8 protein-coding genes and 1 pseudogene are annotated in these 14,011 nt (G+C 59.9%); 7 read left to right on the forward strand and 2 right to left on the reverse strand.

Translation table 11 applies throughout. The features are described 5' to 3' along the window. The first annotated feature begins 9 nt into the window (after positions 1-9). On the forward strand, positions 10-1,440 hold the full coding sequence (locus H582_RS0104800) for an alpha-L-fucosidase (protein WP_043110913.1): 1,431 nt from the start codon (positions 10-12) through the stop codon (positions 1,438-1,440). Positions 1,441-1,458: 18 nt separating this feature from the next. After that, on the forward strand, positions 1,459-3,798 hold the full coding sequence (locus tag H582_RS0104805) for a glycoside hydrolase family 2 TIM barrel-domain containing protein (protein ID WP_028597617.1): 2,340 nt from the start codon (positions 1,459-1,461) through the stop codon (positions 3,796-3,798). Between the two features lie 365 nt (positions 3,799-4,163). Here H582_RS0104805 and H582_RS32715 read toward each other — a convergent pair. Continuing rightward, positions 4,164-4,241, reverse strand: a pseudogene (locus tag H582_RS32715) (IS1096 element passenger TnpR family protein); the annotation flags it as partial. Positions 4,242-4,588: 347 nt separating this feature from the next. Here H582_RS32715 and H582_RS0104810 point away from each other — a divergent pair. Further along, positions 4,589-5,206: a histidine phosphatase family protein gene (locus H582_RS0104810; RefSeq protein ID WP_028597618.1), complete on the forward strand. Its 618-nt coding sequence runs from the start codon at positions 4,589-4,591 to the stop codon at positions 5,204-5,206. Positions 5,207-5,269: 63 nt separating this feature from the next. Here H582_RS0104810 and H582_RS0104815 read toward each other — a convergent pair whose 3' ends face one another. Further along, complete coding sequence (locus tag H582_RS0104815; protein ID WP_028597619.1) at positions 5,270-6,130, reverse strand: helix-turn-helix transcriptional regulator; 861 nt, start codon at positions 6,128-6,130, stop codon at positions 5,270-5,272. Between the two features lie 442 nt (positions 6,131-6,572). On the opposite strand from H582_RS0104815, the gene H582_RS0104820 reads away from it, so the two are divergent. The 4 genes from H582_RS0104820 to H582_RS26025 all read left to right on the forward strand — a co-directional run bounded on the left by H582_RS0104820 (position 6,573) and on the right by H582_RS26025 (position 14,001). Then, positions 6,573-8,024, forward strand: a complete 1,452-nt coding sequence (locus tag H582_RS0104820) for an RICIN domain-containing protein (RefSeq protein WP_028597620.1) — start codon at positions 6,573-6,575, stop codon at positions 8,022-8,024. A 177-nt stretch (positions 8,025-8,201) separates the two neighbouring features. Beyond that, complete coding sequence (locus H582_RS0104825; protein WP_028597621.1) at positions 8,202-9,257, forward strand: LacI family DNA-binding transcriptional regulator; 1,056 nt, start codon at positions 8,202-8,204, stop codon at positions 9,255-9,257. A gap of 361 nt (positions 9,258-9,618) precedes the next feature. Then, positions 9,619-12,423, forward strand: a complete 2,805-nt coding sequence (locus tag H582_RS26020; RefSeq protein ID WP_052332969.1) for a beta-galactosidase — start codon at positions 9,619-9,621, stop codon at positions 12,421-12,423. A gap of 240 nt (positions 12,424-12,663) precedes the next feature. Continuing rightward, positions 12,664-14,001, forward strand: a complete 1,338-nt coding sequence (locus tag H582_RS26025) for a glycoside hydrolase family 30 protein (protein ID WP_052332970.1) — start codon at positions 12,664-12,666, stop codon at positions 13,999-14,001. Positions 14,002-14,011 lie beyond the last annotated feature (10 nt).

Below are 14,011 nucleotides of genomic sequence, written 5' to 3' on the forward strand. Positions count from 1 at the left end.
GACAGCACAATGACGAAGGAGCTGATCCGATACGCCGCCCAGATTCGGCCGTCCGAACGCCAGCTGGCCGTGCAGGAATTGGAGTTCTACGCATTCATCCACTTTACGGTCAATACGTATACAGGCAAGGAATGGGGGATGGGGGACGAGGACCCGTCCATCTTCAATCCGGTCGAGTTCGACGCGGACCAATGGGTGGCGGCCTGCACGTCTGCCGGCATGAAAGGACTGATCCTGACCTGCAAGCATCATGATGGCTTCTGCCTGTGGCCTAGCCGCTATACCGAGCACTCCGTCAAAAACAGCCCTTGGAAAAACGGAACGGGCGACATGGTCAAGGAGGTTTCGGAGGCTTGCCGCAGAGCCGGCATTAAATTCGGCGTCTATCTGTCTCCGTGGGACCGGCATGAACCGACCTACGGTGACTCGCCCCGCTATAACGAGCATATGCTCAACCAGCTGACCGAGCTGCTTTCGAATTACGGGGACATATTCTGCGTATGGTTCGACGGCGCCTGCGGGGAAGGGCCCAACGGCAAGCGTCAGCAGTACGATTGGGATGCCTACTATGCACGGATTCGCGAGCTGCAGCCGAATGCCGCGATATCGGTCTGCGGGCCGGATATCCGCTGGTGCGGCAATGAGGCAGGGCATTGCCGGACCTCGGAATGGAGCGTCGTACCGGCCTCTCTCCGAGATAATGAGAAAATCCAGGAGAAGTCGCAGCAGGCCGATGACCGGGAGTTCGCAAGGCGCTACCAGTCGGACGAGAACGATCTAGGCAGCCGTGCCGTCATTCAGCATGAACGCGAGCTCGTGTGGTACCCGGCTGAGGTGAACACATCGATTCGCCCCGGCTGGTTCTATCACGACTTCGAGGACGATCAGGTGAAATCTCTCGATGAGCTGCTGCAGGTCTATTATGGATCGGTCGGCGGCAATGCGACCTTCCTGCTGAATCTCCCGCCGGATCGACGGGGACTCATTCATGAGAATGATGTCGCACGTCTGCAAGAGCTCGGAGACAAGCTGCGCGAGACATTCCGGACGAATCTGGCCATCGGCGCTTCGGCAGCTGCAACGGAGTCGTCGGCAGGCTTCGATGCGGGCAGGCTGCTGGACGGGAACCGGGATACGTTCTGGGCGCCAGAGGAAGGCACGGAGCAAGCGGTTGTCGAGCTCGACCTCCAACGCGAGCAGACCTTCAGCCACGTGGTGCTGCAGGAGTATCGATATACCCAGCGCATCGAGCGTTTCGAGCTCGAATACAAGGATGGGGAGCACTGGAAGCCGTTGTTCGAGGGCACGGTCGTCGGGCATAAGCGCATCTGCCGGTTCCATCCCGTCGCCTCGCGGCATATTCGATTGAAGATCACGGAATCCAGATGGCAGCCGCAGCTTGCCGCTATTGAAATCTATTCATCCATCCCATCCGCTTAAGCGAGGTAATCGAACCTTATGATCAAACAGGACTTGAACCGGCAATGGACCTTCAAATCTTCGCAGCTGCCTTCCGGCATCGTTGATCTGCCGCATGATTTCAGCATCTTGCAGAAACGGGATCCCGATACGCCTGCCGGCATCGGAAACGGATATTTCCCTGGCGGCGTAGGCGAATATCAGAAGATTTTGTTCGTTCCAGAGGAGTGGAGAGGCAAAAAGGTGATGCTGGAGTTCGAGGGCGTATACATGAACGCCACGGTCCGCATCAACAGTCATATCGTCGCGCAGCAGCCGTACGGCTACACCACGTTCCACTGCGACTTGTCTCCGTATCTGATGTACGGGAAGGACAATACGATCGACGTCCATGTCAACAACAGCGCGATCCCCAATACGCGCTGGTACAGCGGCTCCGGAATCTACCGCCCTGTATGGCTGATGGTCGGCGAGCAGGTTCATATCAAGCCATGGGGCGTATTCGCAGCCGCTCAGGAGGTCTCTGCCGAGTCTTCGACGACAGCGGTCAGAACCGAAGTCGAAAATAGCGGCGAAGCAGCCGCTGCGGCCATCGTACGCTCGACGCTGCTCGATGCTGCCGGATCTGCCGTAGCCTCTCACGAGGTCGAGGTGCAGATTCCAGGCAAGTCTGCGATCGAGGCCAGTCAGACGCTTGTCGTTGAGCCGGCCCGGTTGTGGTCGGTGGAGGATCCCTATCTCTACACATTGAAAAGCGAGGTCTTGCTGGAAGGCAAGGTCGTGGATCTCGCGGAGACAAGCATCGGGATCCGTTCCATTTCCTTCGATGCCCGGCAGGGGTTCCGGCTCAACGGCGTGCCGACGAAGCTCAAGGGCGGCAACGTCCATCATGATACCGGATTGCTGGGGGCGGCCGCTTACGGCCGTGCCGAAGAACGAAAGATCGAATTGCTGAAGGCGATCGGCTACAATGCCGTACGATGCGCCCACAATCCGCCGTCGCCAAGCTTTCTGGATGCTTGCGACCGTCTAGGCATGCTGGTGATGGACGAAGCGTTCGATGTCTGGCGGGAAAGCAAGGTGACCAACGACTACCATCTGCATTTTGCCGACTGGTGGGAGCGGGATCTGGCCGCGATGGTGCTTCGCGACCGCAATCATCCCAGCATCATCCTGTGGTCGACAGGCAACGAGATCGGCGAGAGGGACGGCCGCTCGGACGGCTACGCCTACGCCCGAAAGCTGGCCGACTATGTCCGCTCGCTTGACGATACCCGAGCCGTAACGAACGGCATTTGCTGGGTCGCTTCCCTGCGCTTCTCCCCGATCGGCATCGATCCCTCGGCGATCCCCGAAGGGTTCGACTACTGGGGCGAGACGACCGAGAGCTATGCGGAGCCGCTCGATGTCGTAGGCTACAACTATGAGCAGAAGCGCTACAAGAGCGATTCGGTCAAATACCCGGATCGAGTCATCTGCAGTACGGAGAACTACCTGATGGATTCGCTGGAGTACTGGATGACGGCGGACGAGCATCCGAATGTCATCGGCGATTTTTATTGGACCAGCTTGGACTATCTCGGTGAAGCCGGAGTCGGAGCGGTCCGATACGGCGGCGAAAAGGAAGTCATCCGCTATCCATGGCATGTGGCCTACTGCGGCGATATCGACATCTGCGGCTTCAAGAGGCCGCAGTCATATTATCGCGACTGTGTCTGGGAAATCGCGAAGGCTCCCTATATCGCGGTGTACAAGCCGGAACACTACGGGAAAAATCCTGTCCTGTGGGGCTGGTCTTGGCCGGATGTGGTCCCGTCCTGGACTTGGCCCGGCTACGAGGGGAAGCCGACCGTTGTGGAAGTGTACAGCACGGATGAAGAGATCGAATTGTTCCTCAATGGAACATCGCTAGGCCGGCAGGGAGCCGGCAAGCCGAACAAGTACAAGGCGGCATTCGAGCTGCATTACGAAGCCGGAGAGCTGCTGGCCGTAGGCTATCGGGGAGGAAGCGAGGCTTCCCGCGCCGCGCTCCGAACCGCAGGGGCGCCTGCCGCCATCCGCCTGACTCCGGATCGAAGCCGCTTGAAAGCCGAATTCGGCGATCTGTCTTATATCACGGTCGAAGTGGTCGATGCATCGGGGAATGTCGTGCATGACGCAGCCGACGATATTTATTTCACCGCGTGCGGAGCCGGTACGCTGATCGCTGTCGGCAACAGCAATCCCGTCAGCGAAGAGATGTATGTCGGCCATCGACGCAAAGCCTATGAAGGCCGGGCCATGGCCGTCGTACGGGCTGATGGCGAGTCCGGGGAGATCGTCTTGACTGCGATGGCCGAAGGGATTCCTGCCTCTACGGTTGCGATAGCGGTAGGCTAGATTGAAACAGAAGCGCCGGGAGATTCTCCCGGCGCTCTTTAGGCTTGGGCGGATGCGCCGCAGCACGGTTGAAGCGCAGCGGCCTGCTCTCTCTAGGCGCGGAGGGCGGCTGTTTTCTGTTCATGATGGCTCGAGAATAATCAACTTCACTTCAATGGATTCCAACTCTCCATTCTTCCTGCCGCGCATAAGTCCTTCGCCTAAATCCATCGTAATTGAGCATACAGTTCGGCCAAGTTGTCATGAATGCCCCAGCCGATTCCTGCTGTTTTCGAAACAACGGCTTCGAGGCGCTCCTTGATTTCGTCGAACCATTCGGCCGTTTCATCGTCGTTCACTTGATCTCGGCATACACTGACGCGATGTTAAAAATGGTAGTTTTCCCATCCCATGAACGTTTGAATGATCTTGTGAAGCTGATGAAACGTCACGTCCGGATGAAATTGAAACTCCCGTCAGATCTTCGGGGTGATTTCATTGAGCTCGATCCTGCATCTATAAACCATGATCGCATTCTCCTTTCAAGTAGTCTGGGGATTTTAACAGACCCACTGTATACCAGAAGGGATTGGGATGGATGGAAGATAGAGTGAAAACTAAGGCTTCTCCAAGGATGTCATCGATGGAGTACCAATAGTATAAGATGCACAGATCCGAAGCCATGAGCTAGCCCCGCGATCCCGGCCGAAAGCCGTCTAGCAAGAAGCCAGCGGATCTCGAAATGTATTTACATGTCCATCTAATTAGATTAATATCGAAATAGATAATGGGAATGGAGGAAATTCTGACGATGAAGACGACTTTTTTTCTTGTTCGGCATGCAGTCAAGGAAAAAGCGATGGGCGATGTCGGCTTGACCTCTGAAGGGATCGAGCAGGCCCAATTGACGGCGGTGCATTTAAGTCGATTTCCAATTGACGCCGTAAGAACAAGTCCTCTGCAAAGAGCAAAACAAACCGCACAGCATATCGCCTCGATGACAGGCGCTAAATTGGCGGAGGATAATCGTTTGCGCGAGCGGGTGAATTGGGGCGATGCCCCCGGCCAGACTTTCGAACAGTTCATAGAAATGTGGAACCGCTGTACTAATGAGCCGGACTACAGGCCAGAAGCCGGCGATTCGGCAAAGGAGGCGGGCGCGCGTTTAGCATCGGCATTATCTACGTTGTCAGAACAGAGTCCGCCGGGAAGTCATATCGTAGTCGTCACTCACGGGGGAATCATGACGGATTTTTCCGTTCACTTTCTCCCCCAAAACGATCTCGAGCTATGGCATCCTCATTTTGTATCCAAGCAAAGCGAGCTGATTCCTGAATGCTCAATTACGACGCTTATCATTGAAAATGGGGAGTGCCGGATAGAGGATTTCGCATCCGTCGTCCATTTGAAAGCAAAAAATGGCCGATAAAGCACGCTACGTGGCAAACGAAGCTTCTATGCAATACGGCAGCCGACGTCCTGTCTCCTCTTCTCACGAAGTAAACTGCTTCCGGAACTTGAGCGGCGAGACGTTCGCGAACTGCTTGAAGCAGCTGGAGAAATACGGCGCGAACTGGAAGCCGACCTGCTCCGCGATTTTGGCGATGGGCCAGTCGGTCTTCAGCAGCAGCAGCTTGGCCTGCTCCATGCGGTAGTCATGCAAATATTCCATCGGCGTGCAATGGTAGATCTCCTTCATGCACCGGATGACATAGTTCGGATGGTAGTGCAGCGCCTCCGCGAGCGATTCGTTGGTCAGCGGCGATTGGTAGTGCTGCCGCAGATACGCCTCCGTCTGCTCGGCGAGCCGCACGATCGGCGAGCTCTTTTTGCCGCTGAACCGCTCCTCAAGCAGCTTGAGCAGCTCCATGAACAGCTGCTGCTCGTTCCAGAACGCCTCATGCCGGAGCTCGCCGGAATAGGCGAGCAGCTGGTTCAGATGCCGCTCGGCCATCGACAAGTCGACGGACGTCGAATATTGCCGCATCCGGATCGAATACCGGTTTTCCCAGGCGTTCCGCGCCGAATGATAGGGACTGGAAGCCGTCTCCGCCTGGACGGCCGCTCCGGCATAGTCGAAGTGGATCCAGTAGAAGACGGTCTCCTCCGCGCACGGCTTGACCGCATAATGGAATCGGTCCGGCAGGAGCAGCAGCGTCTGGCCCGAAGAAACCTCCCACTCCCGATCGTCCTCGCCGATATAGAGCGTTCCCTTGACGACCCACAGCAGGTCGAACAAGCCGAGATGGCGGCGGCTCGGATGCTGCTCGCCCGGCTGCAGCGTCGCCCGGCCGATCGCCACATAGTGGGGGATCGGCGGGACCTCCATGACGACGAGATTCCGTTCGTTCATCTCCCCACCCCTTGGTCTCGTTTGGTCGTTCGCAATCCATTTGCTAGAAAAGATACCCTTAAACGCTTTCATAGTCAACTCGAGCCGCGCGGTCTGCGCCGAGGGCCTGCCCGCGGTAAACGCCGGAAAGCCTCGACATACGCAGCTGCTGCTGCGGGATGCCGAGGCGGAGGCTTGCGTTCGCGAAGCGGCAGCCCGGAACGGAGATCAGCCTTTGATCGATCCGATCAGGACGCCTTTGTAGAGGTACTTTTGCAGGAACGGGTAGACGATCAGCACCGGCAGGGTGGAAAGCCGCGTTTGTTCATAAAAGACAGAATTGTATACTGGAACAATCGACTGTATGCGCTTACAGTCGTGGGGGAGGAGGTGAAGAACCGCCGTGTTCCAAGGGGAATATCGCCCCGTCTCTAGACTCATCTAAATAAAGAGGAGGAATGAAATGATGACTGGAGGAAAGAGGATCGTTTTGCTCGCGCTGATGCTGCTGATCTCGGCGACGATCGGGTTCATGCCGCTGGGCAGTACAGGGGAAGCGGCTGTCGTGGGCGTCACGAACGGCATCGCCTTCAAGAATACGAGCGGCGGAGTCGTCCACGCTCATGGCGGCGGCATGATCAAGGTAGGTGCCTACTACTACTGGGCGGGGGAGAATCGGGACGGAACGAACTATGTCTCGCTCTATCGCTCGACCGATCTCAAAAACTGGGAGTTCAGAGCAAATATTTTGTCCAAGTCGTCCGCCGCGGAGCTGGCGACCGCAAATATCGAGCGTCCGAAAATCATCTACAACGCGGCGACCTCGAAGTACGTCCTGTGGGCGCATAAGGAAAACGGAGTCGATTATGGAGAAGCTCGCGTAGCGGTCGCTTCCTCCTCTTCCATCGAGGGGCCGTACACGTATCACGGCAGCTTTCGCCCGCTCGGCTACGATTCCCGGGACATGACGGTGTTCAACGACAACGGGACCGCGTATCTGATCTCCGCGACCCGGGTCAACGCGGATCTGAACATCTATCGCCTGACGCCGGACTTCCTCGGCGTGGAATCGCTCGTGCAGACGCTGTGGCCGGGATCGTACCGCGAGGCGCCGGCTATGTTTAAGCGCGGCTCGACCTACTTCCTGATCACTTCCGGAGCGACCGGCTGGAGCCCCAATCAGGCGAAGTACGCGACAGCGTCCAGCATCAGCGGCTCCTGGAGCGCACTGGCGAATCTCGGCGACTCGACGACCTTCGGCTCCCAATCGACCCATGTCGTTCCGGTCGAAGGTTCTTCCGGAACGTCCTATCTCTATCTGGGCGACCGCTGGGCGGGGGCCTGGAGCAGTCCGGTCAACGACTCCAAGTATGTGTGGCTGCCGCTAAGCTTCCCATCCTCGACCACGCTGTCGATGAGCTGGTATCCGAAGCTGAACATCGACGCGGCGGCAGGCACGGTCGCGGGCGTGCCGTTTTCGGTCAACTCCAACGTCAATTATGAGCTGGTGAACCGCAAGAGCGGCAAGCTGCTGAACATCAAAGAAAGCTCGACCGCGACAGGCGCCGACGCGGAGCAGCGGGCCGACGGCAACCTGGGCAGCCAGCGCTGGCGGCTCATCGACGCCGGCAGCGGCTATTACAAGCTGCAGAACCAGAACGGCGGCCTGCTGCTCGGGCCGACGGGCGGCGCTTCGGCGGACGGCACCGCGCTGGAGCAGTGGACCGATGGCGGCTGGACCAGCCAGCACTGGCAGCTGATCGACGCTGGCGGCGGATTTTTCAAGCTGACAAATCGGGCCACGGGCAAAGTGATCGACGTCTCATCCGGCTCGCTCGTTGACGGCGCGAACGTCATCGGCTGGACGGACAACAACGGCGCGAATCAGCAATGGCAGATCGTAGAAGCGAATTGAGCCTTGCATAAACGATGGAGCATCGAAGCGGCACGCGCCTTTCTGGCGCGTGCCGCTTTTTTCTCTAAAGGGAAAAGAGCAGAAGCAGCCGGGAAAGAGCTTGCACGCAAGGGCTGACGATGCTACGATAATGCAACCGATTTCAAATTGGGTTGAAGGAAAGGGAGAAGTCCGCCAATGAAGACGGTCACCGTCTATGATATCGCCAGAGAGGCCAACGTCTCGGTAGCGACCGTTTCGCGGGTGCTGAACAACACGGCGCCGGTCAAAAAGGAAACGAGAGAGCGCATCAGCGCGCTGATTGAGAAATACCAGTTCCAGCCGAATGCTCTGGCCCGCAGTCTGATCCGCAAGGAGACCGGCATGATCGGCTTCATTTTGCCGGACATCACCAATCCCTTCTTTCCGGAGGTGCTGGCGGGCTTCGACCGCGAGGCGCGGAAGATGGGGTATACGTACTTTTTGTGCGACACGTTCTCGACCAACGAGGAGACTCTCAATCAGTACGAGCGGGAGTCCCAATATATCAGCCTGCTGATGGAGAAGCAGGTCGACGGCATCGTCATGCTCGGCGGGCGCATCGATCTGTCGCGACCGGATCCCCAAATGATTCGCGAAGTGGAGGAAGCGGCGCGGCGCGTTCCGTTCCTGCTGCTCAACGGAAGCCTGCCGCAGGTCGGGCTGAACCGCGTCGCCACCGACCAGAAGCTCGGCGCCGTGCTGGCGACGCAGCATCTCCTCGAGCTCGGGCATCGCGACATCGCCGCCGTCGGCGGCTATTCGGCGATGAGCAATACGCAGCAGCGGCTGCAGGGCTTCCGCTCTGCGATGAGGGAGCATGGCCTGCAGCCGCGCAAGGAGTGGATGCTGCAGGACGGTTTTTCGGTCGAGGCTGGCGTGGAGTTCACCTCCCGGCTGCTCGCCATGAACCCGCGTCCGACCGCGATCTTTTGCCTGAACGATCTGGTTGCGATCGGAGCGCTCAAGGCGGCGAGCCGCGCCGGCGTGCGCGTGCCCGAGGAGCTGTCGATCATCGGCTACGACGACATCCAGTTCGCTGCCAACAGCATCCCGGAGCTGACGACCGTATCGCTCAAGGCCGCCGAGATCGGCCGCCTCGCCGCCGAGACGCTGCATCGGATGATCGGGAAGAAAAAGGTGCCGAAGCTGCTTTCGGTCCTGCCCGAGCTGGTCGTGCGCCAATCGACGGCCGCCGTCCGCAAGGGGGGATGAGCGCCCCCCGGCTCCCCCTGCTCATCGGCAGGAGCGGGTACGGAGAGCGCGCGGCAAGGGACATTCCTAAAAAATTTTACTGACAGCGATTGACATCCACGAGGCCTCGGACTAGAATGACATTATCCAAATGAAACCCCTTACAAAAAAACGGCATCGATTCGATTTCCTCTATTTCACTTCCTTATCTATGAAACCCATTACATAAAAATCATTGAGATCGATCCTGTGAAGGAAAAAGCATCGGATCTATTTCAACGAGGCTGTACCGTTTCTGCTCCTGGCTTGATTCCGATGGGAAGCAATTCGTTCTAATCTTTAGTGAAACCCGTTTCATAGTCTGACTATGGAGGATGAACCGATGATGAAATCGCCCGCCCTCGCCGCAGCTCCCGTCAGTCTGGCGGCAAATGAAGTCCGCATCCAGGGAAAGTCCGAGCTGCTCCTTTGCGCCTCGCTGTTTTACTTCCGCATACCGCGAGCCTTATGGCGGGAAAGGATGCTCCAGCTGAAGGCATTCGGCTACAACGCGATCGATGTCTACTTCCCGTGGAATTACCATGAGCCGGAGGAAGGGCAATGGGATTTTGCCGGCGAGAAGGATGTCCGCGCCTTCTTGCAGGAAGCCCATGAAACTGGACTGTTCGTCGTCGCCAGGCCGGGTCCCTATATCTGCTCGGAGTGGGATGGAGGGGCGCTGCCTGCCTATCTGTCCGCCGTCGAAGGCATGAGGCTGAGGGACAACGATCCGCTTTTCCTCGCAGCGACGGCGAAGTGGTTCGACCGCATCCTCCCCGTATTGAAAGCTTATGAGATCGGCAGCGGCGGCACGATCGTCGCCGTGCAGCTGGACAACGAGCTGGACTTCTACGGCTGCAAGGACCCTCGCGGCTACATCTCCACCTTGCGCGAGATGGCCCTCGAGCGGGGCATCGCCGTGCCGCTGATCGCCTGCGCGGGGCAGGGCGGCCTGATGGAGGCGTCGGGCTTCGCGGATGGAGTCGTGCCGACCTGCAACTTCTATCCGAACGACCGCGACCCTGCGTTCGAGGAGAAGGTCGGCCGCTATCAGGAGCTGCTCGCCGGGAAGGGACTGCCGCTGCTGGTGACGGAGACGAACCGCTCCCACTTCCTGCTCCGGCGGCTGCTGTCCTGCGGCGCGAAGCTGCTCGGCCCTTATTTGCAGGTGTCAGGGACGGATTTCGGATTCACCAACGCGACGAACAACTGGGGCAAGCCGCTTGCTTTCCTAACCTCGGACTATGACTTCGGCGGCATGATCTCTCCGGAAGGGCATATCCGTCCCGAGGCGTACGAGGGCAGGCTGCTCGGCCGCTTGATGGCGGCCTATGGCGCGACGCTGGCGGAAGCGGCGCCTGCGGGGCAGGGGATGATGCGGACCTTGGCGGCTCCGGAAGGAGCGGCGGCCGGCTCGAGAGCGCTTAAGCTGCGGGACGGCGGCTATCTCGGCTTCGTCTCCAACGTCGCGGAAGAAACGGCGGCTGTCGTGCTGGAGATCGCCGGGACGCGGATTCCGCAGCGGTCGACGCTCCGGCTGGAGCGCTGGCGCTCCTTGGCGCTGCCGGTAGGCGTGCCGCTTCGCGCCTGGGGAATCGAGGGCACGCTGCTGCATGCGACGGCGGAGCTGTGGAGCTGCCGCAAGCTCGGCTCAAAGACGGTCCTCGCTTTCCACGCGGAAGGCCAGGGCGAGATCGCGCTGAAAATCGAGGGAGCGACGGTGCTGGAGACGTCGGGCATGGACGCGGATGAAACGGCTGGAGCGCTCATGCTGACCTTCGATTCGAGCGAGGACGCGGCGTGCAGGATCGCGCTCCCGGACGGCTCCGTGCTGGAGCTGATCGCGATGGACCGCTCCCGCGCCTTGCTGCTGGAGGAGATTGGAGAAGACGGCGAGCTGCGGTTCGGGGAAATGCCGGACTATCGAAAGGAAGCCGTCGAGCTTGACATTCCGTGGACGTTCTCGCCCGTGGAGGCGGATCGCCCGCTATCGACATCGCGCCGCCACGGCTTCTCGGCCGGCGGGGCCGGATATCTGGAGTCGTACGGAATCCAACGAGGCTACGGCTGGTACGTCGCGGAGACGGAGCCGCCGCCAGCCGCGGAGCCGCAGGGGCTGCTCGTGCGCAACGGAAGCGACGTCCTGTCCCTTTATGCGGGCAAGCGGTACTTGGCCACGATCGTTCCTGGAGGATCGAGCCGATACGTTCCGTTCGCAGATCCGGCGACGGACGGTCCGATTCCGATTACGGTGCGGGCGGAGATCTGGGGGCATAGCAATTTCGACGATATCCGTCTTCCTGGACTACGGCTGCACGCCGGCAAAGGATTGACGGGGCTCGCCACCGTCACGAAAGTCATCCCTCTGACGGGAAACTGGCGGGTGAAGGCCGCCACGGACCGCGAGCCGAAGGAGGAATGGATCGGCAGGACGGCCGACGAAGCGTTATGGCCGATCGTCAGCTTCGGAGGCTGGCTGTCGTCCGCGAGACCCGCTCTCGAGTATTATCGTAACCGCTTTCAAGCGGCGAGCGACGCAAATTGCTGGACGCTGCATTTCGACGGTCTGCAGGCATCGGTCCATGTCTTCGTCGACGGAAAGGACGCCGGCCCGGTTCATCCGGGCGATCCATACGTCGATCTCTCCGCTTTTGTCCAGCCTGGAGAGCCGGTTCAGCTCGCGGTATTCATGGAGAGGCAGCCTGGGCCCGCCGCCGGCAAAGTGACGCTGTACGAGGGCGTCGCAGCCAACCGATGGGAAATCTTCTCCGGCGAGGAAGAGCAGCTGCATGCCCACGCCCAGTCGCTGCAGGAAGCGGCAAACGTCCGGCTGCCCGTCCAGCTGGAGGCCGGAGACATGGGCTGGCTGATCGGAGCCGTCGGCCATTCGAATGACGGCAAAGGCTGGCGGGTTCAGGCGAAAGGCTCGAATCTCAAGCTGACGGCGCTGTTCAACGGGCGTCTGGTCGGCCGCATCTGGCTGCAAGGCAGCCGTTCTCGTCCCTTCTTCACGGGCGGGAGCCAGGATTCGTTTTATGTGCCGGGGCCGTGGTTCCGGGAGGAGGCCGGCCAGCTGGCGCTCCTGCTGGAGGCGGTCGACGGCGAAGCGCCGTCCGTGCTGGAGGAGCTGTCGTTCCGCCCGGTATAGGCTGGACGGGGGTGGAGGCGAGCGGGGCTGTCGATTTATGTAACCCGTTTCATCATAGTCCATACGTCGATGACGGCAGCGTCCAGGATAGGGGGAGAAGCGATGCGGAACAGGTCAAAGAGGATCGTTCTGGCCGGATTGGCAGGTCTGGCGGCATGCGGCATCTTGATTCTGCTCCTCGCGATGCCGCTGTCGCCAAAGCACGGCGCGGATGAGGAGCCAGGGAAAGGGGAAGCGCTCATGGGCAAACGGATTCAGCTGGACTACGACACGGCTTACCAGACGATCGACGGATTCGGAGCCTCCGGAGCGTGGTGGGCGCAGGAGGTCGGCGGCTGGAAGCATCTGGATGCGATCATGGACCTGCTGTACGACGACAAGCAGGGCATCGGGCTCGACATCTACCGCTACAACATCGGAGCCGGCAAGCCGACGATCGCAACCGATCCGTGGCGGACGACGATGACGGTGGAGGTATCCCCCGGCGTCTATGACCTCGACCGGGACCGGAACGCGGTCCAGGCGATGAAGGAGGCGGCCAAGCGCGGAGCGGACATCGTGCTGTTCGCCAACAGTCCGCCCGCCAGGCTGACCGCATCGGGCTATTCCTCCGGAGAGCCGTCGGGCAAGCCGAATCTCCCTCCGGAGAACGAGGAGGCGTTCGCCAAGTATCTCGTGGACATCACGGAGCTGATCGTCCGCGAAGGATTACCGGTCAAATACTTGAGCCCGATCAATGAGCCGCAGTGGGACTGGAAGGGAGGGCAGGAGGGCTGCCATTACGAGCCGGAGCAAGTGATCCGCCTGTCCCGCAAGGTGGCGCTGGAGCTGGAGGCGAGAAAGCTCCCCGTCAAGCTGCTGGTCGCCGAGTCGGGCACCTGGAACGACCCGGAGTACACGCTCGCGATGTATAAGCGGATCATGGGCGACGAGGTGCTGTCCCGCGCGATCGACGCCTACGCCGTGCATTCCTACTGGTCGAGCGTGAAGGACAAGAAGATCGCGGCCGAGTATTTCTCGCAGTTCGACGACCTGCTCCCGCTGCATCAGACCGAATGGTGCGAGATGGTGGACGGCAACGCGGCGGGCATGGAGGCGGCTCTCGTGCTGGCGAGGACGATCCATGAGGATATGACGATCCTGTCGGTATCCACCTGGGAGCAGTGGCTGGCCGTCGCCAAGGGCGACTATCGCGACGCCCTGGTGTACGTCGATCCGTCCACGAGGCAGTTCGGCGCCGCGAAGCGGATGTGGAGCTTCGGCAATTATTCGCGGTTCATCCAGCCGGGCTCGACCCGGATCGGGGCCGCGAGCGAGGACAGCGACGTGCTGGCCTCCGCTTATGTCAGTCCGGACCAGGACCGGACCGTCATCGTGGCGGTCAATGCCGGGAAGCAGGAGAAGCCGGTCTCGTTCGCCGGGCTTCATGGCAAAAAGGCGGAGATCTACGAAACGTCGGAGGCTCGCGACCTCGGCCTCGTGAAGGAGGTGAGCTCGCTCGGGAACTATGTCCTGCCGCCGGAATCGGTTACGACATTCGTCGTCCAGGCACGAACGGCCGGATTTTGGCAAAGCTGAAGGCGCAAAC

This window comes from Paenibacillus pasadenensis DSM 19293, from assembly GCF_000422485.1.
In the GTDB taxonomy this organism is placed as follows: domain Bacteria; phylum Bacillota; class Bacilli; order Paenibacillales; family Paenibacillaceae; genus Paenibacillus_O; species Paenibacillus_O pasadenensis.